Below are 23,446 nucleotides of genomic sequence, written 5' to 3'. Positions count from 1 at the left end.
GCTGCAGCGTCGGTGCGTGTGTCAGGCGGTGACGCCGGTCAGCCTGGTGTGCAGGTGTTGAACACGCACGGCGATGTCGTCGCGGACCAGGCGCATGCGTTCCAGCCCGTCGATGCCACGGTCGGAGGGCTCGTCGGTGTCCCAGTTCTCGACCCGGGTGCCCGGCAGCGGATCGAGTCGCGCTTCCCGGCCGAGGGTGACCACCAGATCGACGTCACGAGCCAGCTCGTAGTCGACCGGCTTGGGCTGTTCACCGGTGATGTCGACGCCCACCTCGAGCAGCGCGTCCGCTGACAGATTGTTCACCGCGGTGCCGGGTTTGGTGCCCGCCGAGTACACGCTCACCCCGTCGCCGGCGAGCTGTCGCATCAACCCCGCGGCCATCTGGGACTTGCCACCGTTCTTCACACAGACGAAAAGCACCGACGGTCTGGACGCACCGGACATTGCGACCCGTTTCAGGGCTGACGAGCGGCGACGTCGAGCTCGGCGAGCAGGCGACGAACTCGTTCTTCCAGGTCGTCGCGGATCGAGCGGACTGCGTCGACGTCCAGACCGGCGGGGTCGGGCAGTTCCCAGTTCTCGTAGCGCTTGCCGGGGAAGATCGGGCAGGCGTCCCCGCAGCCCATGGTGATCACCACATCGGCGGCCTGGACGATCTCGTCGGTCCACGGCTTGGGGAATTCACCGGTGATGTCGATGCCGACCTCGGCCATCGCCTCCACGGCGGCGGGGTTGATGGCGTCGCCGGGCTCGGAGCCCCCCGACCACGCCACCGCCTGGTCGCCGGCAAAGTGGGAGAAGTATCCCAACGCCATCTGAGACCGGCCGGCGTTGTGGGTGCACAGGAACAGCACGGTGGGTTTGCCGTCGCTGATCTTGCCTTCTACCCGCGCCAGCGCGTGCAGGCGTTGCCTGGCGAATCGCTCGGCCAACAGCGGCAGGAAGTTCGGAATGGTTGCGCGGCCGGCGAATTGGTCGTATGACGAGTGCAGGAACCGTTCGATCGTCTCCACACCGAACGTGCCGGCGAAGTCGCGCTCCAACCGGGTGGCCGCCGTCTTGAGGGCATGCTGCTGGTCGATGGACAGGTTGCGGCGCGGGCGCAGGGCGGCAGGGCTGTCATTCATGGTGTTTCGACTCCTTTGTCGTTGATGCGGGGACTTCGGCGGCCACGGTTGCGTGGTCGCCGAAGCGGCGACGCAACGCCAGTGACACGTACACGAGGGCGACCAGGACCGGAACTTCGATCAGCGGGCCGACCACACCGGCCAGCGCTTGCCCGGAGGTCGCGCCGTAGGTGGCGATGGCGACCGCGATGGCCAGCTCGAAGTTGTTGCCTGCGGCGGTGAATGCGAGCGTGGTGGTGCGCGCGTAGCCCAACCCGATCATCGCACCGAGCAGATATCCGCCGCCCCACATGATGGCGAAGTACGCCAGCAGGGGAAGCGCGATCCGAACCACGTCGAGTGGGTGGCTGGTGATCTGTTCACCTTGCAGCGCGAACAGGAGGACGATGGTGAACAACAGGCCGTAGAGGGCCCACGGACCCACGCGTGGCAGGAACGTGGACTCGTACCAGTCACGGCCCTTGGTCTTTTCACCGATCCGTCGGGACAGGTAGCCGGCCAGCAGCGGGATGCCGAGGAAGATCAGCACCGACTTGGCGATCTGCCACGGCGAGGTGTCGATGGTGGTCTGCTCCAGACCGAGCCAGCCCGGCAGCACCGACAGGTAGAACCAGCCCAGGAACGCGAACATCACGACCTGGAACAGCGAGTTGAGCGCGACGAGCACCGCCGCAGCTTCCCGGTCGCCGCAGGCCAGGTCGTTCCAGATGATCACCATGGCGATGCAGCGGGCCAGTCCGACGATGATCAAGCCGGTGCGATACTCCGGTAGATCCGGCAGCATCAGCCAGGCCAGGGCGAACATCAACGCCGGTCCGAAAACCCAGTTCAAGAACAACGAGCTGAACAGCAGCTTGCGGTCGCCGGTCACGGTGTCGAGGCGGTCGTATCGCACCTTGGCCAACACCGGGTACATCATGATCAGTAGACCGAGCGCGATCGGTAGCGAAATCCCGTCGAGCTGAACACTTTCCAGCGCGGCGTCCAAGCCCGGGATCCACCGCCCCAGCAGCAGCCCGGCAACCATCGCGAGGCCGATCCACACCGGCAGGAACCGGTCCAATGTGGACAGCTTGCCCACCACCGGCGACGAGGAGGCGGAGGCGACCGTATCGGTCATGCCGTCACTCCCGCCAGGGCCGCGGCGTTGAGATCGAGCAGCGCCGCGATCTCGCGCAGCGCCTCGGGAACCACGGCGTAGTACACCCATGAGGCCCGACGCTCGGACGTCAGCAGCCCGGCGTCGCGCAGCACCTTGAGGTGATGCGACACCGTGGGTTGCGAGACATCGATGCCGCCGGAGATGTCGCACACACAGGCCTCGCCGCCGGAGTGGCTGGCAATCGCGCTGAACAGTCTCAACCGCACGGGGTCAGCGAGCGCCTTCAACTTCTTGGCCATCTCGAGGGCCGCGGGTTCGGTCAGCGGCTCACGCAACAGCGGCGGGGTCACGCAGCATTCGTCGACAGCAGCGCTCTCTGGATTCGACATGTATCGATATTGACCGATATCAAACCAATGGTCAAGCGAACACTCGGTGACGTTCCCTCCACCGGGTACGTCCGGTTATGCCGACCTGGTGGTGGGGTGCACCGCTGCGTGTTCCTTGTCGAACGCGTCGTAGGCCGCTGCGACGGTCTCCGCCTCGGCGTCGGGGTGGTCGTAGGCGATGGTGTTGATCGCAGCGACGGTGCCGGGTCCCAGACCGCAGTCATGGGGTGCGATCCGGCCGTGTGCGAGGGCGCGATTCAGAAGAACCTGGAAATTGACGCGCAGCTCGTCGTCGGACGGCGGTGATGCGGGCATCTTCGCCAGCCTAGAGGCAGATGCGTCCCGAGACGACGCAGACCGAAAGTGTTAGCGCAGAGTTCATCCAGCGCGGACAACCTGGCACAACACACCGAAGTGATCCGACGGGAAGACTCGTGGCAGCGCGCACGAGATCGGCGCGGTGCCCAGAAGTTGGATCTGTGCCGGGATCCATTGGTCACCCTTGATCAGCACTCGGTCGAACCGCACCTGTCTACGTTTGGCTTTGGTGTCGCTCAGCATGAGGTTGACCGAGGTGTCTTCGGTGAATCCGTCCTCGAACGGGCGCAGCGCCGGCCATGCATCTGTGTACGGTTCGGCTGTCTGGATGCTCTCGGCGTTGCGCAGGTTGAAGTCTCCGAGAAGCATCACGTTTTCGGTGGCCTTGACCGTGCGGAACACCGTGTCGAGCTGGCGGGCGCGTAGCTCTGCGGCAGTTTTTCCGCTTTCCAGATGTAGGGAACAGATGGCCAGTGTGCGACCGTTGATCGTCAGGTTCGCCTGGAGCAGGCCGCGCCCGACACTGCGCGGCAGGTGCGTGTAGACAACCTCAGACACCGGCAACCGCGAGAGCACCAGCAGACCGGTCCTGCCGAAATCGTCGCCGGTGGCCGCTGCACGGTAGTAGTGCTGCCGTATCCAGGGTTGTGCGAGGAACACTGCGAGCGCCTCCGAGGTGACCTCCTGAAAAGCGATGACGTCCGGCGCGTGTGGCTCAAGCACATTCGCGATGGCGCGATACCGCTCGAGCGCGTGGTGATCGCCGAACCAGATGTTGAAGGTCACCACCGTCAATGCGTCACGCTCCACTGCGACGGCGGCTTCGACGTCCACCCACCGATCCGTCTCGGCGTCGAACCGGGCGACGGTCACCGTGCGGCGTGGACGCAGCGCCCATTTCAGCCGCCGTGTCTGCTCGGAGAAAAAAGTGCGCACGGCGTCATGGTGTCAGAGGCCTCCCCCGGCCTGGCTCGGCGCCGCGTTCGGCGGCGGTGGCGCGCACTCCAGCCAGCACAATCGCCGTAATCCGGCGGGCGTCGGCTCGAGTGAACGCGCGGGCACCGCGGCTGACGAACAGCTGCACGCTGCCGCCGAGCATCGCGCCGATGATGGCGAAGTCGGTCGCGGGTAACTCGCCGCGTTCCACCGCTGTCTGCAGTCGGTCTTTGAGTACCGTGAGCCGACGGTCGTACACCTCGTCGACGACGGCCCGCAGCTCGGGGTTCTCCCGAGCTGCGCTCACCACGTTCAGCATCGCCCGGCCCTGCGGGCTCGCCGTGGCAACGGCAAGGGCTTCCAGGAAGTCGACCAGGTCGGCGTCGAGGTCACCCGAGTCGCCAAGGGGCGCTACCTCGGCGCCGAAGCTGGCCAGCGCATCGGCGACCAGTGCCGAGCGGACGGGCCAATGGCGGTACACGCTGGCCTTGTTGACCCTCGCAAGCTCGGCGAGCTGCTCGTAGCGCAAGCCCCCGATCCCGTCGCGTGCCAGCAGCTCAATGGCGGCATCGAGAATCCGTCGGCGAACCTCGGCGTTGCGCCCGCCCGGGCGGCGGCCCGGCGCTCGTGGGGTTTCTTCGGCGGCCACCGCTGATCACCTAGAGCGGCTGGGCCGCGCGCAGCCGGCTGTTGCGCGCCTCGATGGCCTCCCACGTTGCGGGCAGGACGATCTCGGCCCCGACGGACGCGAACTGCTGGGCGGCCGCCGCCTCCGGTCGCAGGCGTTCCTCGTACGCGCTGAAGGCGGCATCGACGTCGTCACCGTGGCGGGTGAGTTCGTCGGTGAGTATCCAGGCGCCGAGCAGAGCGAGCGAGGTCCCGCGCCCGGCCATCGGAGTCGCACAATGCGCTGCGTCACCAATCAGTACGACCCGACCATGATGCCAGCGGGGCATCTTGATCTGGGCGATCGCGTCGAAGTAGAGCTCGGGGTCGTCCTGTGCGGTCCTGATCAACTCCGGGATCTTCCAGTCGTCGACGCCGGCGAAGGCATCGGCCAGAATGCGCTTCTGCGCATCCAGATCGTGATAGTCGTAGTCAATCGGCTCGGACCGGAATTCGAACAGCGCCAAAGCCTTATCGCGGTAGCGGGCCACTCCGGCCATGAGTCCGGGCACGTTGAGCACTTCGGTGGTGCGGTTGCCCGGCGTCGATTGCTCGGGGGCGTCCGCGATCGCGACGTACATCCCGAGGTGCTCGGTGAATTCACTCTCCGGGCCGAACACCAACCGACGCACCGCCGAGTGCACCCCGTCGGCACCGACGACGACGTCATAAACGGCGTCGCGACCGGAGGCAAAACTGACCGCGACACTGTCCCCGTGATCGACCAAACTCGCAATGGACTCCTTGAACCGCAGATCGACCTGGCTGGGCAGGGCGTCGCGCAGGATGTTCATCAGATCCTCACGGGGGATCTCGACATCCTCAGCGGACTCGTCGATCTCCTCCCGCACCAAGCCGGCGACGGCCGCGCCGGAGCGGTCGACGAACGTCGTTTGTTCGGTCATCGTGATCCGGTGTTCATGCACGGCGTCGAGAATGCCCATGCTGCTTGCGGTCTGGATTGCCGCGCCACGCACGTCGATCGGCGAGCCATTGACCCGTAGGTGATTCGCACGCTCCACGACCTCAACCTGGTGCCCCGCGCGCGCCAGATCGATACCTGCGCTCAATCCGGCCACCCCCGCCCCACTGACCAGGATCCGCATTTCTAGCTCCTCGTGTACTCGAATTGTCGACGCGTGACTCCCCTCGACTATAGCAACGTTTCGTCGCTTTAATCGATCGGTTGCGGCATGGGTGTCGCCGACGCGCAACTCGGCCACACCCTGGTCGCGGGCGGAACCGGGTAGCCGACTGGGGTGGTCAGCGACGCTTCGAGGTGCTGTTCTTTCAGTGCCCCCAACGCAATTCGGTCGCAGTGTCAGGCGAGCTGATCCGGTGATCCCGGCACGGCAAAATCCGATTCGAGGACTCGATGCATTCCCGCCACGAGTCTTCGGAAGGCGTCTGCCCCGCGCTGCGGATCGCCTCCGGTCGGCGGTTCGAGACCGGGCACCACGAGATCAGCGAGCAGCCCGAATGTGACGTCGATCGGTGGGGTGGAACTGTCCCGGAGAACCGGCTCGGTCAGCAGGGGGCCGAGTGACAGCGTCCCTAACAGATGGCTGACCAAGGCGGGATCGAGGTCGGCGCGAAGCAGTTTGGCCTCGGCGAGTTCGGTCAGGAAGTCGACCCCCAACAGCATTCGGGGGCGGTAGCGCTCGGCTCCCTTGAGCAGCCCGGCGAGTATCTGCCCGTCGTCGGTGTAGAGAGCCACCATGAACGGGCGATTCACCAGTGCCGCTATGGAATGACGATAGATGTTCGACAGCCGCCCGCCGTCTGGGTCGGCTGTCACCAGAGCAAGGGCGTCGTCGAGATAGTCGCGGTACTCCCGACGCACCACGGCTTCGAGAAGAGCCTCCTTGGTGGGGAACTCCAAGTAGACCGCGCCCTTGGAGATCCGGGCGACGTGCGCGATCTGCTCGATGGATGTCCGTCGAATCCCTGCCTGCAGGATGACGGACACGGTCGCATCCATCACCGCGGTGCGCCGCGCAGTGCTCTGGCGCGTCATTCGGAGGCCCCCACGGGGTAGTGCTCCTTGAGGAAGGGCAGAAGTAGACCGTTGAAGTGGTCAGGGTTGTCCTGGTTGGCATTGTGGCCGGCGTTGGGAGTGACGTCGTAGCGGGCGGACGGGTCGCGACGGGCCCAGGCCGCCATGGACTTTGCCACAGTTCCGGTGCGGTCCTGGTTCCCGTGGGTCAGCAGCAACGGGTGCTGCGATTGATGCTCCGGCTCCGGCCGGACCGCTCCCGCGACAGCCTTCCACACCTCCACGAAGTCGGTCTTGGTGAGCGTGCTCATCGCCTCATATGCGTAGAGCCGGGTTTCCGGTGTGATTGCGGTCGCTCGCGCGGACCGTCGACGCAGGTCACCCCACGGCCAGAGGCGAATCCAACTCACCGAACTGCGCAATCCGCAGCGCTCCCATCGAGAAAGGGTTTCCGTGGTGCAGTTCGCTCCGATGATGATCACGGCGGCCACCCGATGCGGGTGCCGTGCCGCGAGCCGTTGAGCGACGAGTCCGCCCATCGACTGGCCGACCATCGCGAAGCGCGGGGCCGCGGCGTGGTCAGCGAGCCTGAGAACGTCCTCGGCGAGGTCGTCGATCGTCAGGGGCAGCCTCCCCAGGGGCTGGGAGCTGCCGTGCCCCCGAAAGTCCAGTGTGAGCACGCGGTAGCCGGCCCCGAGCAGTGGCGCGAGTTGAGGATCGAACATCCGGTGATCCATACCGGCCCCGTGTGCCATGACCACCAGCGGTGCGGATGCGGACTGATCGCCGTAGAGCCAGCCATGGACGGCGCATCCGCCGTGGTGGACAACGAGCGGAGTAGGTGTTGCCATGCTGCCATTTTGACCAAATGACCGATTTCGGTCAAACAGTCAGCAGCCCCACCGACTCGATCCCCGCCGACCAGCGAAACAAAATGAAATTCGCTCCGACACTGGTCAGAGCGAGTTTCCAGTCGGGCTGACAGGATTTGAACCTGCGACCACTTGACCCCAGGAAGCAGCGGTAGCGCGTTTTCCCAGGTCGCTGATGATCCTGGTGTCGGCAGGGCGGTGCGTCGCCTTCACGGATGCGCAGGTTGTTCAACATCGCGGATAACGCGTGGTCCCAGACTGCCCCAGCACTCACTAGCCATGTACGTACATCCGCCGTACAATAGCGTAATCGTCAGCTGCTTGCCGAGATGGCTGAGAGAAGAAGAAGGAAGTGCCCCTGTGGCAGCTAAAACGAAGCGCGTCGAGCTTCGCGCGGAGCAGGCGACCTTCGACCGCATCCAGCGCGCCGCCAACCTTGTCCATGAGCAAACGTCGGAGTTCGTGCGGAAGGCTGCGATGCAACGGGCCGAAGACATCCTGCGGAAGGAGTTGGTAACGGCAATGGAGCCTGAACAGTTCGACAAACTGATGTCCTCGCTCGATGCCGCCGACGACGCGCCGCGGCTGGCGGCGGCCGCACGCAAACCGGCGGTCTTCACAAGGCGTTGAACAATGTTCGAGTCCGCGCGACTCACCGATGCCCACACGCTGGAAGGATTTGACTGCGGTAAGGAGTTGCTGAATACCTGGCTCATCGTCCACGCCCGTCGCGCGGACACCAGCGGCGTCGCCCACGTCTACGTGTGGACCCCGCTCGGCGAACAGAAAGTCAGCGCCTACTTCGCCATCTGCCCCGCCGAGGTTATACGCAACGACGACGGCGTCTCGGCATCCATGGCCGGCGGCTACTCCCGCATACCCGGATACTTGATTGCCCGCCTGGCGATCGACACATCGCTGCGGGGTCAGGGATATGGCGAGCAGCTGCTGCTCGACGCACTAGGCAAAGCCGTCGCCGCATCGGAAATAGGCGGCGGCCGACTCATCGTCGTTGATGCCATAGACGACGAGGCGCAATCCTTCTACGAGCACTACCATTTCGTTCCCGTCAGAAACCGCGAGCGTCGCTTGGTCATGAAGGTGTCCACAGCGGCGAAGGCACTCGGTGAGCTCTGGCACGAGTAAAGTGCGCCAGAAGTACGGCAACGAGAATGGCGATCTCCGGGTCCCTACGGCGTAGGTCGACGGAGTTCGTCGTGGCACGCTGGCCCAGCATGTGAGGTCACTCAGAGTCCCCTCGCCTTGAGCGCCTCCATCAGCGAGGGGCGCCTACCAATGTCGTGCCGGATCTTGGCGATGTACGACGCGAAATCCTCACTGCAACTGCCTCTTTCATACAGGCTAGCTATCGTGGCCAGCGTGTCGGCAATGCCGGGGTAGAGCCTGGTGTTGGGTCGCTGCAAATCGTTCTCGAGTTGTGGCCGGTGCGGATCTGCAGCGGCTACCGGCCGAGCCTCCGCTCCTTGCGTCGCAGGTTCCTGCCACGGCCGCCCCGCACCGTAACGATCGGCGGAAGATGGGGCCTCTTGACGTAATCGCCGCGTTGCTGGCCGAACTCGGTTGGCGCTACTCCGACGGTCGCTCCATTGCTGAACACTCGCTGCACCACCTACCCGTCTACGACATCCTGATCAACGTGACCGACAAGCCCTTCACCCGCGCGGAGCGAAATACTGTGAGTCCTGCCGCCGCGGCATTGGCGCGCCTAGCGCTGGGCGGGAACTGACAGTCATTCCTACCCTGTGATCAGACAGTGGATCCACCGACCGATGCCCGATGCTGTGCTCGCTGCCGCAAACACGACCCCAAGATGAACTCCTTGATCCACGCAAGGGCGGCTGGAACAGTGTCTGTTGCCGCACTTGACCAGCGGTCAACCCCGGCGTGAAAACGGCGGCTCCGTCGCGCAGCATGACGTCTACAGGCGCGCACAAACTGCGCGATGATCCGTCAAACTGGGTCGAACCCCTGGCGAAAAAGCCCGTCGAGCGCGCTGCGAGCGCCCGCGCGGTCCCACGACGGGTAACCGTCGTGGGACACATGTGGATATACATCTGCGTTATCGCAGGCTAAGGCCTACTTCTGTGTCGGGCTGACAGGATTTGAACCTGCGACCACTTGACCCCCAGTCAAGTGCGCTACCAAGCTGCGCCACAGCCCGCGGTGCCTCCCGGGATCGCCGGTAGGCGGTCGAAACTCTACCTCAGCCTCACGCTCGGATCCCAACCGCGTCGTCGTCCGCGTCGGGGACCGGCGTTTCGGGTATCAACGTGCGATGAGGACGACGCGCGACGACACTCCGCTGTGGCTGTTCGCCGACCAGCTCGGCCCGGCGGTCCACGGCGGTGAGCACAGCCACCGCGACGTCGTGCTCATCGAGGCGGCCTCCGCTCTGCGCAGACGCCGCTACCACCGCCAGAAGCTGCACCTGGTCCTTTCCGCCCTGCGGCACGCCGAACGCGACCTCGGTGAGCGCGCCACCCTGGTCCGGGCCGACAGCTACACCGAGGCTCTGAAACGCCTCAAACGGCCCGTCCTGGTGCACCAGCCGACCTCGCACGCCGCCGAGAAGTTCGTCCACCGGCTCACAAGGCAGGGTCTGGTGGCCGACGTACTCCCCACTCCGACGTTCGCGCTGTCCCGCACGGACTTCCAGGAGTGGGCCGGGCAGCGCACCCGATTCCGGTTGGAGGACTTCTACCGCGACCAGCGGCGCCGCTTCCACGTCCTGATGAACGGGTCCGACCCGGTCGGGAACCGGTGGAACTACGACGAAGACAATCGGGAGCCCCCGCCGAAGAAACGGCGCACCCTCGACGTGCCGGCGCCCTACAAACCCCGCGAAGACGACATCGACGAGCAGGTGCGTCACGATCTGGACCGGATGGACCTCGACACTGTTGGGCGCGACGGTCCCCGGCTATTCGCCATCACCCCGACCGAAGCCAAGCGCGCGCTGGCCCGCTTCATCGAGCACCGACTCCCCGCGTTCGGAACCTACGAGGACGCCATCATGCGCGACGACTGGGCGATGGCGCACTCACTGCTGTCGGTCCCCCTCAACCTCGGGGTGCTGCACCCCCTCGACGCCGTGGAAGCCGCCGAACAGGCCTACCGGGACGACCGCGCGCCACTGCCCGCGGTCGAGGGTTTCATCCGCCAGATCCTGGGGTGGCGCGAGTACATGTGGCACCTGTACTGGCATTTCGGGCCGGGCTACATGCGCGAGAACGAACTTCAGGCCCGCACCCACCTGCCCGACTGGTTCGCCGACCTCGACGCCGACCAGGTCACCGCCCAGTGCCTGCACCATGCGCTGGCCGGCGTGCGGGACCGCGGGTGGACCCACCACATCCAGCGACTGATGGTGCTCGGCAGCCACGCGCTGCAGCGCGGATACCGGCCCGACGAACTCACCGAGTGGTTCGCCACGGCCTACGTGGACGGCTACCGGTGGGTGATGCCCACCAACGTCATCGGGATGAGCCAGCACGCCGACGGCGGACTGCTCGCCACCAAGCCGTACACCTCGGGTGGCGCGTACATCAACAAAATGAGCGACCACTGCGCAGACTGCGTGTACGACCCGAAGAAACGACTCGGGGAGGACGCGTGCCCCTTCACCGCCGGCTACTGGACCTTCACCCACCGCCACCGGGACCGGCTGGCCAAGAACATGCGCACCCGCCGGGCGGTGTCGTCGATGGACCGGCTCGGCGATGTGGAGGCCGTGCTGGAGCAGGAGTCAGCGCGGAAGAATTTCTGATGACGGGTCGGTCGCCTGTTCCGGGGCGAACTTCGGTGCACGCGTGACCCGCCAGGCGTAGATGACCAGCGATGCCCAGGCGATGATGATCACCGAGTAGATCGCGGTGGACCACGGCCAGTGGATGTCGAAGAAGTGCACCAGCTTCTGGCTGTTGGTCAGCACGATGACCCCACCCACGGCAGTCCCCAACAGTGCCGGGCTCACCTTGGTGACCAGCCATGCCGCGAACGGGGCGGCGATCACGCCGCCGACCATCAAACCCACGACCACGGGCCAGTTCTCCAAGAATTCCTGGCGAAGGCCGATCAGGAAGCCCACCGACGCCGAGCTGGCCACCAGGAACTCCGAAGCGCTGACCGAACCGATGACGGTCCGCGGGGCCGTCTTGCCCTGCGACAGCAGGGTGCTGGTGGTCACCGGACCCCAGCCGCCGCCGCCGGAGGCGTCGATGAACCCACCGAACAGACCCAGCGGGGCCAGGAACTTCGTGCTGTGGCTGGCTCCCCGCGTCCCGAAGGTCAACGGGGTACGCAGCGAGAAGCGCAGCAGCACATAGATGCCGATGCCCACCAGGATCGCCGCCATCAGCGGAGCGGCGTGCTCGGTGGACAACGAGGACAACAGCGTCGCGCCCAGGAAGGCGCCGACCGCACCCGGGCCACCCAGCTTCAGCACCAGTTTCCAGTCGATGTTCTTGAACTTCCAGTGCGACAGACCGGAAGCGAACGTGGTTCCGACCTCCGCGAGATGCACCGCGGCACTGGCCTGAGCGGCCCCGACACCGGAAAGCACCAGCAACGTCGTCGCCGTGACACCGAACGCCATGCCGAGCGCACCGTCGACGAGCTGTGCGCCGACACCGACGAACGTGAAGATGAGAAGCGAACGCATGGCTGCTTTCAGGAACAGCGGTCACCACAGGCGACCGGACAGACGGGTGGGCGCGTCAGGGACGCGGACAACACCACTCGTCGAAAGCCATCAGCCGACGCGACGGCCAGAACGGCTCCAGCGCGGATGCCTCTGAGGGAGCCGGCGCGATGTGCACGCGATCAGCCATCGTGGATCCCATCATCAGAGTCGTCGTCCAGAACCTTGCACAGATTACACGGTCAGCAGGCGGTAGAGCCCGATGAGGCCGACCACCACGATCACGGCCCGCAGCGCGCCCGGCGACAACCGTCGGCCGTAGTGCGCGCCCAGGAACCCGCCGAGCAGCGAACCCACCGCGATCAGACCTGCGGCCACCCAGCTGATCCGGTCGAACGCCACCAGGGTGTAGGCCGCCGCCGCGACGACGTTGACCAGCAGCGACAGCAGATTCTTGGCGGCGTTCATCCGCTGCATGTCCTCCGGGAGCAGCGCACCCATCGCGGCGATCAGCAGGATGCCCTGTGCCGCGGTGAAGTAGCCGCCGTACACGCCGACCGCAAAGGTGGCCGCCACCAACGCCGTCATCCGCGCCGCCGACACGTGATCGACCGATCGTCCCGCAGCCTCTGCGCGTTGCCGGGCCCAGTTCTGGATGCGCGGACCGATCACGACCAGGGCCAGGGCCAGCACCAGCAGGACAGGAACGACGGTGACGAACACCTTCTCCGGCAGGTGCAACAGCAGCCACGCCCCGCCACCGGCCCCCAGCAGCGACGCGGGGATCTGCCAGCGCAGCCGGTGCCACTGCCCACGCAGCTCCCGCCGATACCCCCAGGTACCAGAGACTCCGCCCGCGACCAGACCGACCGCATTCGACATGGTGGCCGTCACCGGCGGGAATCCGAGCGCCACCAGAGTGGGGAAGGTGATCAGGGTGCCGGAGCCGACGATGGCGTTGATGGCACCGGCCCCCACCCCCGCCAGCCCGATCAGGATCATATCGACGACAGGCACTCGGCCAACCCTAGCGAAGCGGTCCCGCCGAACCGGATCGGGCGTACGAGCTAGCGCTTCGCTCGGTGTCCATGGTCGCTCCGCTAGCGCTTCGCTCGGTGTCCATGGTCGCTCCGCTAGCGCTTCGCTCCGCGCTTCTCCCGGACCCGGACGTTGATCCGGATCGGCGAGCCCTCGAAACCGAACGCCTCGCGCAGCCGTCGCTCCAAGAAACGGCGGTAGCCGGCCTCCAGGAAGCCGGTGGTGAACAACACGAAGGTCGGCGGTCGCGCCGTGGCCTGGGTGGCGAACAGGATGCGCGGCTGTTTCCCGCCGCGCACCGGCGGCGGCGTCGCGGCGACCACCTCCTTGAAGAAGGTGTTCAACCGGCCGGTGGAGACTCGGGTGTCCCACGAGCGCAACGCCGTCTCGAGCGCGGGCACCAGCTTCTGCACCGCGCGGCCGGTCTTGGCCGAGATGTTCACCCGCGGCGCCCACTGCAGCTGCGCCAGCTGCAGATCGATCTCGCGGTCCAGTAGGTAGCGACGGTCCTCGTCGACCAGGTCCCATTTGTTGAACGCCAGCACCAGCGCCCGGCCCGCCTCGACCACCATGGACAGCACACGCTGATCCTGCTCGGTCAGCGGCTGCGATGCGTCCACCAGGACGATGGCGACCTCGGCGGAATCGATGGCGCCGTGGGTACGCACCGAGGCGTAGAACTCGTGCCCGCTGGCCTGCCCGACCTTACGCCGCAATCCCGCGGTGTCGACGAAACGCCAGAGCTTGCCGTCCATTTCGATGAGCGAATCCACCGGGTCGACCGTCGTTCCTGCGACGTCGTGAACCACCGAGCGCTGATCCCCGGCAAGGCGGTTCAGCAATGACGACTTCCCGACGTTCGGTTTACCCACCAGCGCCACCCGGCGGGGACCGCCACCACCGGCGCCGGAAACCTCCGATGTGGTCGGCAGCGATTCGATGACGGTGTCGAGCAGATCAGCCACACCGCGCCCGTGCATGGCGCTGATGGGGTGCGGCTCCCCCAACCCCAGCGACCACAGCGCGGCGGCGTCGGCCTCGCCGCGTTCGTTGTCCACCTTGTTGGCAGCCAGGAACACCGGTTTTCCCGAGCGCTGCAACAATTTTGCCGCGGCTTCGTCGGCGGCGGTGGCCCCCACAACGGAATCGACGACGAAGATGATGGCGTCGGCGGTGCGCATCGCCACCGAAGCCTGTTCGGCGACCAGCTGCTGCAGCCCCTTGGCGTCGGGTTCCCATCCGCCGGTGTCCTGCACCACGAACTTCTGCCCCGACCAGGTCGCGTCATAGGAAACCCGGTCCCTGGTCACGCCGGGAACGTCCTGCACCACCGCTTCCCGCCGCCCCAGAATGCGGTTGACCAGAGTCGACTTACCGACGTTCGGGCGGCCGACAACGGCCACCACCGGCGGCGGTGCCGCGACCTCCTCGACCGCCTCGGCGATATCGGCACCGGCCTCGTCGGCCCAATGCTCCCAGTCGCTTTCGTCTGACCAGGTCCCGTCGACACCATCCTCTGTCATCGCCGCGCACCCGCTTTCTGTTCGACGAGCTCGGTCAGATGCGCGACGACCTCGGACTGGTTCATGCTGCTGGTGTCCACCACGAGTGCGTCGTCGGCGGCACGCAACGGCGACACCGCCCTGGTGGAGTCGAGATGGTCGCGACGTTTCACATCGGCGAGCACCGCGTCGTAGTCGCCGGGCAGTCCGGCGGCGATGTTCTGTTCGTTGCGGCGCCGAGCCCGTTCCTCTGCCGAGGCGGTGAGAAAGATCTTCACATCTGCGTCGGGCAGTACCACCGTGCCGATGTCCCGGCCTTCCACAACGACATTGCCTGGTGCAGAGGCTAACTCGCGCTGCAGGGCGACCAGCCGAGTTCGTACGGCGGGCACCGCCGAGACCGCCGACACCGCCTTGGTGACGGCCGCACCGCGGATCTCTGTTGAGACGTCCTCCCCGGCCAGATACGAACGGTCCTCCCCCGGGTCGTAACCGACCGCCAGCTCGACCTGTCCGGCGACCTGCGCCACCGCCGCGGGATCAGCCGGATCTATCCCCGCACGCAGCACCCCGAGGGTGACGATCCGGTACATCGCGCCGGTGTCCAGATATCTGGCATCCAGAAGCGAGGCCAAACCCCTTGCCACCGAGGATTTTCCGGTTCCGGCAGGTCCATCGATCGCGATCACCAGGGAACGGGTCACAGCCCCACCGCCTTGTACAACTCGCCGATCTCCTTCTGGGTCAACACCCGGATGCTGCCCGGCCGCTGATCCCCCAACGTCACCGGGCCGATGTCGGTGCGGACCAACTCCTGAACCGGGAATCCCACTTTGGCCAACAGGCGACGCACGATGTGCTTGCGCCCCTCGTGCAGGGTGACCCGCACCAAGGTTCTGCCGGGAAGCGTGTCGACCACCGCGAAATCGTCGACGTGGACCGGGCCGTCGTCGAGCTCTATCCCCTCGCGAAGCTTGCGGCCCAACCCGCGAGGCACCGCGCCGAGCACGGTGGCGACATAGGCCTTCGGAACCTCGAACGACGGATGCATCAGCCGGTGCGCAAGTTCGCCGTCGTTGGTCAGCAGCAACAGACCCTCGGTGTCGGCGTCGAGGCGACCGACGTGAAACAGTTTCTTGTTGCCGCGAACTCTGTGTTCGACCAGATCACCGACACACGGTCGGCCGCGATCATCCGACATCGTCGAGTGCATTCCGCGCGGTTTGTTGATCGCCAGGTGCACCAGCGTGTCGTCAACGGTGATCCTGGCACCGTCGACCCGAATCACCGAAACCTCCGGATCCACTCGCGTTCCCAGCTCGGTGACAATCCGGTCGTCAACCTCGACCCGGCCGTCCCGGATCATCTTCTCGGCGACCCGCCGCGAGGCGATTCCCGCCTGCGACAACACTTTCTGCAGCCGCACACCGTCGTTGTCGGCCATGTCAGTCTCGATCCACGTCGTAGGATTCCGGTGCCGCCGGGGCGGGTGCACCGTTGAGTTTCATGAAACGCGGCTCGTCGTCGAGTGTCTCACTGAGGTCGTCGATAACGTCGACGTCCGGAAGCAGCGGAGCGATATCGGGGAGATCGGTCAGCGCGGTCAGACCGAGCCGCTCCAGAAACAGTTCGGTGGTGGCGAACGTCACCGCACCGGAGTCAGCGTCGGTGCCCGCCTCGGTGATCAGTCCACGGGCGAGCAGCGTGCGCATCACAGCGTCGACGTTCACGCCACGGACCGCGCTGACTCGCGCCCGAGTCACCGGCTGCCGATAAGCCACCACGGCGAGGGTTTCCAACGCGGCACGGGTCAGCTTCGATCGCGCACCGTCGAGGAGCAGCCGTTCCACGAAGGGGGCGAACTTCGACCTGGTGTACAGCCGCCACCCTCCCCCGGCTTCGCGCAGCTCGATGCCACTGTCGCGGGCGGACAGTGCCGCTGCCAGGGACTGCAACCGCGCGCCCACCCGGGCCGGAAGCTGATCGGTGGCCGATGCCAACGCCTCGACGGGAACGGGGGTGTCGACGACCAGCAGTAACGCCTCGAGCACGGAGTCCAGCTCCGCGTCGTCGAGCTCGCTCCCGGTCAGCTCGGCATCGTCTGATTCACGAGCGTCGAGCGCATCGGTCTGCTCCTCGCGCAAGCGCTCGTCGGTGCCGGTCTGCTCCTCGCGCAAGCGCTCGTCGGTGCCGGTCTGCTCCTCGCGCAAGCGCTCGTCGGTGCCGGTCTGGATCTCTTCAGTCATAGTCTTTCTATTCCGCGTCCGCGGTTGCCAGCTGTTGGCTGTCGGGCCGCTCTCCGGTCCACGAAATTTGGAGCACACCAAGCGGTTCTGGCTGCTCGAATGCTACCGCCCGCGCGCGGTACAACTCGAGCAGCGCCAGGAAGCGGCCGACGATCTCCATGGGTGCCTGACAGTCGGCGACCAGTTCGGAGAACGACGCCCAATGGCCGATCCCGCGCTGTTCGAGCTGCGTCATCAGATTCGCCGCTTGTTCGGGCACCGAGACCGCGACCTGGTGCAGGTGGTCGGTGCCCACGGTCGGCACCGGCCGCGGAGTGAACGCGGCCGCGGCGATCTCGGCGAACCGGCCGGCGTCGACACCCAGCATCACTTCGGGAAGCAGGTCGGCGTAGCGGTCCTCCAAAGACACCGCCCGCGGGTAGCTGCGCAACGCCGCCGCCTCGAGCTCGGCGAACATCTCCGCAACATGCTTGAAGGCCCGATACTGCAGCAGCCGCGCGAACAACAGGTCACGTACCTCAAGCAGCGCCAGGTCGTCCTCGTCGTGAATCTCGCCGGCGGGCAGCAGGCGGGCGGCCTTAAGATCGAGCAGCGTCGCGGCGACCACCAGAAACGACGTCGTCTCGTCGAGGCCGAGCTGCGAACCGATCTCCTTGGTGTAGGCGATGAACTCGTCGGTCACCTGATGCAATGCCACCTCGGTGACATCGAGGCGGTGGGCGAAGATCAGCTGCAGCAGCAGGTCGAACGGACCCTGGAAATTACTCAGGCGAACCTGGAAACCGGCCTGCGGCGACGCGTCGGTGGGCTCCTGTGGGTTCGTCGTCGCGCTCACGCGCCGAACCGGTGGATGACCTCACGCGCGAGCGCCCGATACGCCTCGGCGCCAGCAGATTTGGGCGCCCAGGTGGTGATGGGCTCGCCGGCGACACTGGTCTCGGGGAACCGGACGGTGCGTGTGACGACGGTGTCGAACACCAGGTCGCCGAAGCGCTCCACCACACGCGCCATCACCTCGCGGGAGTTGACCGTGCGGGGGTCATACCGGGTGATCAGGATCCCGCTGATGGACAACTTCGGGTTCAGCCGGTCGTGCACCTTGTCGACGGTGTCGGTCAACAACGCCAGGCCACGCAGCGAGAAGAACTCGCATTCGGTGGGAATGATGACACCGTCGCTGCATGCCAATCCGTTGACGGTGAGCAGACCCAGCGACGGCTGACAGTCGATGAGCACGTAGTCGTAGCGGTCCAGCACCGGGTACAGCGCGCGGGCCAGGGACTGCTCGCGGCCCACCTCATTGACGAGCTGGATCTCCGCAGCGGACAGGTCGATGTTGCTCGGCACCAGGTCCAGTCCGGGCACCCGGGTCTTGATCAACACCTGGTCGATCGAGACGCGCGGCTCGACCAGCAGGTTGTGCACGGTGTGCTCGAGCTCGTAGTGCGGAACCCCCAGGCCCGCCGACAGCGCACCCTGCGGGTCGAGGTCGACCAGCAGCACCCGCCGGCCATACTCGGCCAGGCTCGCACCGAGATTGATGGTCGACGTCGTCTTGCCCACGCCACCCTTCTGATTGCACATCGCGATGACCTTGGCCGGCCCGTGCGAGGTGCGCGGCGCGGGTTCGGGGATGTCGCGCGGGATCCGGCCGGTCAGGCCGAGCGCCGGTTCGGGGTCCGCGCCCGAGAGCGAGACGTCCGCGGAACTGCCCGATTGGTCGGTCATACCGGACCGTCGCTGGTCAGGCAACCTGCAGGCATGGCGGACATCCGGGCAAGTTTAACGGGGAGCGTCGTCCTGGTGAGGAAGACCCGCAGGCAAGGACCAGACCGGTTCCGCCGTGGTCCGGCGCAGGCGGCCGGCACGACGCCCTACCGCAATCCCCTGGGCGCCGCCAGCAAGGAGTTGTCACGCTGCGCCTATTGACGCGTCCGCAAACGTCGTTCTGGGAGATGTGCGGTTTCCTCGCCGGCGGACGCTGGTCCGGCCGGTTTTGGTCGGCCATCTATACATCCTTAGCGAAGTTCGGTGCAATCTGCGGCTCATCGACGGGCCTGCGCCCCAATCCCGGTGATCTCAGCGAAAAAACATCCACAGAACGCAACTCAGGATCTTGCCAGAAACCGGATCGTTGTTTGCTAACATTCGCACTCGAGCCGGGTTCCCGGCAGTCGACTTTCAGGGGGGTACTTGATGTCTGCGCCTGCGCACGTTTCCGGAATGCCGATCAACGGGGGGCGCCACCGCCGAAACCGTGCGGAACGGCGTGTTCTGGCAAAGCGCTTGGCCGGTGGTGCTGCGATCAATGCGGGGCTGGCCGCGGGCGCCTTGTTCACCATGGGCGTGGCGACCGCCGAGGCTGACACCGCTGCGCCGCCGGTGACGTGCACTGTCAGCGATCAGACAGAGTGCGCGACGGACTTCGGCCCGGTCGGGTACGCCGGCCCGCACACACTGGACGTCGATGACGCGGGTACCGCGATTCGTCTGTTCGGGCCGGGCGGCCTGCTGATCGGCAATGGACTGGACGCGCTGGCCCTCGACCCGACATGCACGGCGGGCTGCGCCGGCGGCAACGGCGGCCTGCTTTGGGGGAGCGGCGGCGCAGGCGCGTTCGGTGGCGACGGCGGCAAGGCCGGCTTCATCGGCAACGGCGGTGTCGGCGGCGAGGGTGTGGCCGGCTACAACGACGGCAAGGGTGGAAACGGCGGCGACGCGGGACGGTTCGGAAACGGCGGTACCGGCGGCGCGGGGGCCGCGGTGAGCACCACCGGATCGGCCGCCGCCCTCGGGTCGGTCGGCGGTGACGGTGGCGCAGGCGGCAAGCTCTTCGGCCGCGGAGGCTCCGGCGGCGCCGGCGGCAGTGCGACGTCGGAGTCCGGTGACGCGACCGGTGGAGCCGGTGGCAGCGGCGGCGCCGCGGGTCTGTTCGGCGCCGGCGGATCCGGTGGCGCCGGCGGCGCGGCCTCCTCGCTCGGCGGCGATCCGGTGGCGGGCTCTCGGGTGCTGACCAGCCGTACCTACAACAATTCCGGCATTCTGCCGACCCGCCGATACGACACCTATCAGACCGAGTACACGGTCGTGGCCGGCACCGCGACCGGTGGCGCCGGCGGCGCCGGCGGGGTCGGCGGGTCGTTGGTGGGACCCGGCGGTGACGGCGGTGCCGGCGGCGACGCCACGACGGTCTCCGGGGTGAACGCGGCCAACGGCGGCACCGGCGGAGCAGGCGGCGCGGGCGCACTCTTCGGGGGCGGCGGCGACGGCGGCGTGGGCGGCGCAGGCACCAACCTCGGCAGCGAGACCCAGACCGTGTCCGAGACCGAGACGTTCCGCAAGCCCGCCATCGGCGGGTCCTGGACCTTCGATTCCCGCTCCACACCGACAACCACCACCGGCTTCGCGGCCGGGGCCGGCAATGGCGGCGGTGGTGGCGTAGGCGGTGATGCCGGACAGATCGGCAACGGCGGCGCGGGCGGTGCCGGGGGCAGCGGCAGTACCGAGTCGACGACCGCAGGTGTCGCCGGAACCGGTGGACTCGGCGGTGACGGTGGCGCCGGCGGCCCGGTGGCCGGCAATGGCGGAACCGGAGGTTCCGGCGGGACCGGATCGGGACGTCTGCTCGGCGTCGGGGGTGGCGGCGGCGCCGGCGGCGAGGCCAACTATCTGGGCACCGGTGGCGACGGCGGCGCGGGCGGGCTCGGCACCTCCGACGGTGTCGGCTCGACCAGCACCACGATTGAGTTCCCGCAGGTGATCCGCGATTTCGTCGCCGACGACTTCGGCGTCGACATCCTGCCCGCGACCGTCAACGCCACGGGCGTGGGCGGAAACGGCACCGGCATCGGCGGCGCAGGCGGTGCGGGCGGTAACGGCAAATGGTTCGGCGGCGCAGGCGGGGCCGGTGGTGATGCCGATGCCACGCTCAATGCTGTCGGCGGTGCGGGTGCGGCCGGCGGCTCCGGCGCGGTCAGCGGTGGCCGCGGCGGCGACGGCGGCACGGCCACCGCCGACGGAGTCGCCGACGTCGAGGGCGCTCTGCTCAGGATTCTCGGCATCACCGTCGGAACGGTTGCCGCCGACGGCATCTCGGTGGGTACGGCCACCGGCGGTGCCGGCGGCGCCGGTGGCACCGGCACGTTCGGTGGCCGCGGCGGCGACGGTGGCGCAGGCAACGGGAACCTGACCGGGGTCGGCGGCGCGGGTGGAACGGGCGGCTCGGGCAGCGATGAGGAATCCGGCGTCGCCTTCGGTGGCCGCGGCGGCAACGGCGGGTCGGCGATCGGAGGCACCACGCTGGCCGACGCCACGCTGGCCGGCGGCATTCCGCTGCTGGGGCTGGAGTTCAACGAGCAGGTTCCGCTACCGGTCGGACACGCGACCGCGGGCCAGGGCGGCAACGGCGGCGACGGCAGCCTGATCGGCGGGGCCGGCGGGACCGGCGGCACCCGGCAGCACTCGAACCCGTTCGACCTGCTCGACGACGCGGCGCTGGGCCAGTTGCTCGCGGCGCTGCTGGGCGGTGGTGACCTCGATCTCGACTTCACCCAGCTCGCCGGCATGATCAACACCGAAGAGGCCGCAGGCGGCAACGGCGGCAACGGCGGGATCGTCGGCGGGGCCGGTGGAACCGGCGGCCGCGGGGTGTTCGGGATCGGTGGTCTGCTCGAGCTGGCCGGCGACAGCGTCGACATCAACGACCTGCTCGGCGGACTGGAGCTCGGTGGCATCGACGTCGGCGCCCTGATCGACCAGCTCGGCATCGACGTCAGCACCCTCACGATCGGCACCGGCGGCAACGGTGGCAACGGCGGCGAAGGTGGGGTGATCGGCGGGGTCGGCGGCACCGGCGGCGGCTCCGCAGACTTCACCTCCGAACTGCCGTTCCTGACCACCGTCGTCGGGGTCGCCGGAAATGGCGGCACCGGTGGCGACGGCGGAAAGGCCGGAGGCGCCGGAGGTAAGGGTGGCGATGGGATTGCCCTGGCCATCTCCGAGGGTGGCGACGGCGGCACCGGCGGCAACGGCGAGACCACCGGCGGGGCTGGCGGGGCGGGCGGCAACGCCATCGGCGCCGCCGACGCCGCCGCCGGAAACGGCGGAAACGGCGGTAGCGCAACGACTCCCGGAGGTTCCGGCGGTAGCGGCGGCAGCGGCGGCACCGCGGTCTCGGTGGTCTCGGGTCAGGGCGGCAACGGCGGCGACGGCGGCACCGGCACGCGACCCGGACGTGGCGGTCACGGGGGCGGCAGCGTCACCGTGACCGACGACAGCACCGGCGGCGACGGCGGCAGTGGAGCCACCAGCACCGACGGCACCACCGGTGGTCGCGGCGGCAACGGCGGTTCGGCGATCAGCATCGACGGTGACAGCACCGGCGGCGACGGCGGCGACGGTGCAGACGGCACCACCACTGGCGGCAAGGGCGGTAAGGGCGGGTCCGGTACCAGCTTCGGTGGCACCGGTACCGGCGGCGACGGCGGCGACGGCGGCGCCCCCAACGGCAGCGCCGGCAGGGGTGGATTGGGCAGTGACAACCGTGGCAATGCCGGAAGTTCGGGCTCCTCGGACTCCGACTCGGGTTCGTCGGACTCGGGCTCCAGCTCAGACTGACGGGCCGGACTCGGCTAACGCGTGAGCGTGGGCGGGTGCGTCATCGAGCTCGTGGATGCGCGCCCGCCCACACTTCGCGCAGTGCACTGACCGTCACCATGGTGTAGATCTGCGTCGTGGTCACCGATGCGTGACCCAACAGCTCCTGCACGACTCGCACATCGGCACCGCCGTCGAGAAGATGGGTGGCGAACGAGTGCCGAAGCACGTGCGGGGACACTGTCGCGGTGATGCCTGCGCGCTCGGCGGCATCTTGGAGCACCTGCCACGCGCTCTGCCGGGACAACCGCCCACCGCGGGCGTTGAGGAAGATCGCGGGTGTTCCCCGACCGCGCCGGGCCAGCTCCGGTCTTCCGCGCACCAGGTAGGCGTCCAGGGCGCCGACCGCGGGACGGCCGATGGGGATCAACCGCTGCTTGCCGCCCTTCCCGCGCAACAACACCGACCGCGCCTGGGTGTCGATGTCGTCGACGTCGAGCCCGACCGCCTCGGAGATCCGCGCACCGGTCGAATACAGCAGCTCCAACAGCGCCCGATTGCGCAGCGTCAGCGGCCCGTCGGACTCACCGTCCCCGCCGGCGGCCTCCAGCAGCGCGAGCACCTCCTCGATGCTCAAACTCTTGGGTAGCCGACGGCCGGGGGTGGGCGGCTTCACCTCGCGTGCGACATCGACCGCGGCGATCCCCTCGGCCGCGGCGAACCGGTGCAGACCGCGCACGGCGATCACCGCCCGCGCCGCCGATACCGCCGACAACGGTGCCACGCCGTTGTCCGGGTCGCCGCGGCGCAGGGCCACCAGAAACTCGCTGACATCGGCCTCGGCCACCGCGGCCAGGTCGGTGATGCCCCGGGACGCCAGGTGCTCGGCGTAGCGCCGAAGGTCGCGGCGGTAGGAACTCAACGTGTTGGCCGCCACCCCCCGTTCGATCGCGAGATGGTCCAGATAGCCCTGGAACTGGTCGTCCAGGGCGGCGG

General features: G+C 67.5%; 23 protein-coding genes, 1 tRNA gene and 1 pseudogene. 5 read left to right on the top strand and 20 right to left on the bottom strand.

The genetic code is table 11. The features are described 5' to 3' along the window. Positions 1–21 precede the first annotated feature (21 nt). The 10 genes and pseudogenes from ACNUDN_RS14050 to ACNUDN_RS14005 all read right to left on the bottom strand — a co-directional run bounded on the left by ACNUDN_RS14050 (position 22) and on the right by ACNUDN_RS14005 (position 7,388). On the bottom strand, positions 22–447 hold the full coding sequence (locus ACNUDN_RS14050; RefSeq protein ID WP_419122503.1) for an arsenate-mycothiol transferase ArsC: 426 nt from the start codon (positions 445–447) through the stop codon (positions 22–24). Between the two features lie 11 nt (positions 448–458). Next, complete coding sequence (locus ACNUDN_RS14045) at positions 459–1,130, bottom strand: arsenate reductase ArsC (protein WP_419125165.1); 672 nt, start codon at positions 1,128–1,130, stop codon at positions 459–461. 15 nt (positions 1,131–1,145) lie between these two features. Then, a pseudogene (gene arsB / locus ACNUDN_RS14040) lies at positions 1,146–2,250 on the bottom strand (ACR3 family arsenite efflux transporter); the annotation flags it as partial. Next, on the bottom strand, positions 2,247–2,621 hold the full coding sequence (locus tag ACNUDN_RS14035) for an ArsR/SmtB family transcription factor (RefSeq protein ID WP_419122502.1): 375 nt from the start codon (positions 2,619–2,621) through the stop codon (positions 2,247–2,249). The gene ACNUDN_RS14035 and the pseudogene arsB, both read right to left, overlap by 4 nt. Before the next feature lie 75 nt (positions 2,622–2,696). Continuing rightward, on the bottom strand, positions 2,697–2,936 hold the full coding sequence (locus ACNUDN_RS14030; RefSeq protein WP_419122501.1) for a hypothetical protein: 240 nt from the start codon (positions 2,934–2,936) through the stop codon (positions 2,697–2,699). Between the two features lie 63 nt (positions 2,937–2,999). Beyond that, positions 3,000–3,875 (bottom strand): endonuclease/exonuclease/phosphatase family protein, encoded by an 876-nt coding sequence (locus tag ACNUDN_RS14025; RefSeq protein ID WP_419122500.1) that lies wholly within the window; start codon positions 3,873–3,875, stop codon positions 3,000–3,002. Positions 3,876–3,879: 4 nt separating this feature from the next. After that, positions 3,880–4,524, bottom strand: coding sequence for a TetR/AcrR family transcriptional regulator (locus ACNUDN_RS14020; RefSeq protein WP_419122499.1), 645 nt, complete (start codon positions 4,522–4,524; stop codon positions 3,880–3,882). Between the two features lie 10 nt (positions 4,525–4,534). Then, complete coding sequence (locus ACNUDN_RS14015; RefSeq protein ID WP_419122498.1) at positions 4,535–5,764, bottom strand: FAD-dependent monooxygenase; 1,230 nt, start codon at positions 5,762–5,764, stop codon at positions 4,535–4,537. 98 nt (positions 5,765–5,862) lie between these two features. After that, positions 5,863–6,558 carry a TetR/AcrR family transcriptional regulator gene (locus ACNUDN_RS14010; RefSeq protein WP_419122497.1) on the bottom strand — a complete coding sequence of 232 codons (696 nt, stop codon included), beginning with the start codon at positions 6,556–6,558 and terminating at the stop codon, positions 5,863–5,865. Beyond that, a complete protein-coding gene (locus ACNUDN_RS14005) occupies positions 6,555–7,388 on the bottom strand; it encodes an alpha/beta fold hydrolase (RefSeq protein WP_419122496.1) in 834 nt (277 codons plus the stop codon). The genes ACNUDN_RS14010 and ACNUDN_RS14005 overlap by 4 nt, the downstream gene beginning before the upstream one ends. Positions 7,389–7,769: 381 nt before the next feature. Between ACNUDN_RS14005 and ACNUDN_RS14000 the strand changes: the two genes are divergently transcribed. The 3 genes from ACNUDN_RS14000 to ACNUDN_RS13990 all read left to right on the top strand — a co-directional run bounded on the left by ACNUDN_RS14000 (position 7,770) and on the right by ACNUDN_RS13990 (position 9,156). Continuing rightward, positions 7,770–8,039, top strand: coding sequence for a type II toxin-antitoxin system TacA family antitoxin (locus tag ACNUDN_RS14000; RefSeq protein WP_419122495.1), 270 nt, complete (start codon positions 7,770–7,772; stop codon positions 8,037–8,039). A gap of 3 nt (positions 8,040–8,042) precedes the next feature. After that, positions 8,043–8,555 carry a GNAT family N-acetyltransferase gene (locus ACNUDN_RS13995; RefSeq protein ID WP_419122494.1) on the top strand — a complete coding sequence of 171 codons (513 nt, stop codon included), beginning with the start codon at positions 8,043–8,045 and terminating at the stop codon, positions 8,553–8,555. Between the two features lie 391 nt (positions 8,556–8,946). Then, complete coding sequence (locus tag ACNUDN_RS13990) at positions 8,947–9,156, top strand: hypothetical protein (protein WP_419122493.1); 210 nt, start codon at positions 8,947–8,949, stop codon at positions 9,154–9,156. 361 nt (positions 9,157–9,517) lie between these two features. Here the strand turns inward: ACNUDN_RS13990 and ACNUDN_RS13985 are convergent. Further along, positions 9,518–9,591, bottom strand: a tRNA-Pro gene (locus ACNUDN_RS13985). Positions 9,592–9,705: 114 nt separating this feature from the next. Here ACNUDN_RS13985 and ACNUDN_RS13980 point away from each other — a divergent pair. Continuing rightward, the gene (locus tag ACNUDN_RS13980) at positions 9,706–11,196 is read left to right on the top strand and encodes a cryptochrome/photolyase family protein (protein WP_419122492.1); all 1,491 of its coding nucleotides are present in this window, start codon (positions 9,706–9,708) and stop codon (positions 11,194–11,196) included. On the opposite strand, the gene ACNUDN_RS13975 is transcribed toward ACNUDN_RS13980, so the two are convergent. The 8 genes from ACNUDN_RS13975 to ACNUDN_RS13940 all read right to left on the bottom strand — a co-directional run bounded on the left by ACNUDN_RS13975 (position 11,176) and on the right by ACNUDN_RS13940 (position 18,583). Further along, positions 11,176–12,090, bottom strand: coding sequence for a sulfite exporter TauE/SafE family protein (locus ACNUDN_RS13975; RefSeq protein ID WP_419122491.1), 915 nt, complete (start codon positions 12,088–12,090; stop codon positions 11,176–11,178). The genes ACNUDN_RS13980 and ACNUDN_RS13975 overlap by 21 nt on opposite strands. Positions 12,091–12,303: 213 nt before the next feature. Next, positions 12,304–13,071 carry a sulfite exporter TauE/SafE family protein gene (locus ACNUDN_RS13970; RefSeq protein ID WP_419125164.1) on the bottom strand — a complete coding sequence of 256 codons (768 nt, stop codon included), beginning with the start codon at positions 13,069–13,071 and terminating at the stop codon, positions 12,304–12,306. A 131-nt stretch (positions 13,072–13,202) separates the two neighbouring features. Beyond that, positions 13,203–14,630: a ribosome biogenesis GTPase Der gene (gene der, locus ACNUDN_RS13965; RefSeq protein WP_419122490.1), complete on the bottom strand. Its 1,428-nt coding sequence runs from the start codon at positions 14,628–14,630 to the stop codon at positions 13,203–13,205. Then, positions 14,627–15,313 (bottom strand): (d)CMP kinase, encoded by a 687-nt coding sequence (cmk, locus tag ACNUDN_RS13960; protein WP_419122489.1) that lies wholly within the window; start codon positions 15,311–15,313, stop codon positions 14,627–14,629. Before cmk ends, der begins: the two co-directional genes overlap by 4 nt. Continuing rightward, entirely contained in the window at positions 15,310–16,053 is a 744-nt protein-coding gene (locus ACNUDN_RS13955) for a pseudouridine synthase (protein WP_419122488.1), read from the bottom strand. Before ACNUDN_RS13955 ends, cmk begins: the two co-directional genes overlap by 4 nt. A 1-nt stretch (position 16,054) precedes the next feature. Then, positions 16,055–16,855: an SMC-Scp complex subunit ScpB gene (scpB, locus tag ACNUDN_RS13950; protein WP_419122487.1), complete on the bottom strand. Its 801-nt coding sequence runs from the start codon at positions 16,853–16,855 to the stop codon at positions 16,055–16,057. Positions 16,856–16,862: 7 nt separating this feature from the next. Next, positions 16,863–17,690 (bottom strand): segregation/condensation protein A, encoded by an 828-nt coding sequence (locus ACNUDN_RS13945; protein WP_419122486.1) that lies wholly within the window; start codon positions 17,688–17,690, stop codon positions 16,863–16,865. Beyond that, positions 17,687–18,583: a ParA family protein gene (locus ACNUDN_RS13940; RefSeq protein ID WP_419122485.1), complete on the bottom strand. Its 897-nt coding sequence runs from the start codon at positions 18,581–18,583 to the stop codon at positions 17,687–17,689. The genes ACNUDN_RS13945 and ACNUDN_RS13940 overlap by 4 nt, the downstream gene beginning before the upstream one ends. Before the next feature lie 495 nt (positions 18,584–19,078). Here ACNUDN_RS13940 and ACNUDN_RS13935 point away from each other — a divergent pair, with 495 nt between their 5' ends. Beyond that, the gene (locus tag ACNUDN_RS13935) at positions 19,079–22,471 is read left to right on the top strand and encodes a hypothetical protein (RefSeq protein ID WP_419122484.1); all 3,393 of its coding nucleotides are present in this window, start codon (positions 19,079–19,081) and stop codon (positions 22,469–22,471) included. A gap of 40 nt (positions 22,472–22,511) precedes the next feature. Here ACNUDN_RS13935 and xerD read toward each other — a convergent pair whose 3' ends face one another. Next, a complete protein-coding gene (gene xerD / locus ACNUDN_RS13930) occupies positions 22,512–23,438 on the bottom strand; it encodes a site-specific tyrosine recombinase XerD (RefSeq protein WP_419125163.1) in 927 nt (308 codons plus the stop codon). Positions 23,439–23,446 lie beyond the last annotated feature (8 nt).

This window comes from Mycobacterium sp. smrl_JER01, assembly GCF_048513595.2.
In the GTDB taxonomy this organism is placed as follows: domain Bacteria; phylum Actinomycetota; class Actinomycetes; order Mycobacteriales; family Mycobacteriaceae; genus Mycobacterium.
Note: the sequence above shows the minus strand (reverse complement) of the source record. Positions and strands in the feature narration are given on the sequence as shown.

Excerpts from the sequence above, each read along its gene's own strand:
- ACNUDN_RS13980 (WP_419122492.1), top strand. The coding sequence starts at position 9,706 with ATGAGGACGACGCGCGACGACACTCCGCTGTGGCTGTTCGCCGACCAG.
- ACNUDN_RS14035 (WP_419122502.1), bottom strand. The coding sequence starts at position 2,621 with ATGTCGAATCCAGAGAGCGCTGCTGTCGACGAATGCTGCGTGACCCCG.
- ACNUDN_RS14030 (WP_419122501.1), bottom strand. The coding sequence starts at position 2,936 with ATGCCCGCATCACCGCCGTCCGACGACGAGCTGCGCGTCAATTTCCAG.
- ACNUDN_RS13990 (WP_419122493.1), top strand. The coding sequence starts at position 8,947 with ATGGGGCCTCTTGACGTAATCGCCGCGTTGCTGGCCGAACTCGGTTGG.
- ACNUDN_RS14045 (WP_419125165.1), bottom strand. The coding sequence starts at position 1,130 with ATGAATGACAGCCCTGCCGCCCTGCGCCCGCGCCGCAACCTGTCCATC.
- ACNUDN_RS13940 (WP_419122485.1), bottom strand. The coding sequence starts at position 18,583 with ATGACCGACCAATCGGGCAGTTCCGCGGACGTCTCGCTCTCGGGCGCG.
- ACNUDN_RS13970 (WP_419125164.1), bottom strand. The coding sequence starts at position 13,071 with ATGATCCTGATCGGGCTGGCGGGGGTGGGGGCCGGTGCCATCAACGCC.
- ACNUDN_RS14050 (WP_419122503.1), bottom strand. The coding sequence starts at position 447 with ATGTCCGGTGCGTCCAGACCGTCGGTGCTTTTCGTCTGTGTGAAGAAC.
- der (WP_419122490.1), bottom strand. The coding sequence starts at position 14,630 with ATGACAGAGGATGGTGTCGACGGGACCTGGTCAGACGAAAGCGACTGG.
- ACNUDN_RS13935 (WP_419122484.1), top strand. The coding sequence starts at position 19,079 with ATGCCGATCAACGGGGGGCGCCACCGCCGAAACCGTGCGGAACGGCGT.
- scpB (WP_419122487.1), bottom strand. The coding sequence starts at position 16,855 with ATGACTGAAGAGATCCAGACCGGCACCGACGAGCGCTTGCGCGAGGAG.
- ACNUDN_RS13995 (WP_419122494.1), top strand. The coding sequence starts at position 8,043 with ATGTTCGAGTCCGCGCGACTCACCGATGCCCACACGCTGGAAGGATTT.
- ACNUDN_RS14010 (WP_419122497.1), bottom strand. The coding sequence starts at position 6,558 with ATGACGCGCCAGAGCACTGCGCGGCGCACCGCGGTGATGGATGCGACC.
- ACNUDN_RS14005 (WP_419122496.1), bottom strand. The coding sequence starts at position 7,388 with ATGGCAACACCTACTCCGCTCGTTGTCCACCACGGCGGATGCGCCGTC.
- ACNUDN_RS13975 (WP_419122491.1), bottom strand. The coding sequence starts at position 12,090 with ATGCGTTCGCTTCTCATCTTCACGTTCGTCGGTGTCGGCGCACAGCTC.
- ACNUDN_RS13955 (WP_419122488.1), bottom strand. The coding sequence starts at position 16,053 with ATGGCCGACAACGACGGTGTGCGGCTGCAGAAAGTGTTGTCGCAGGCG.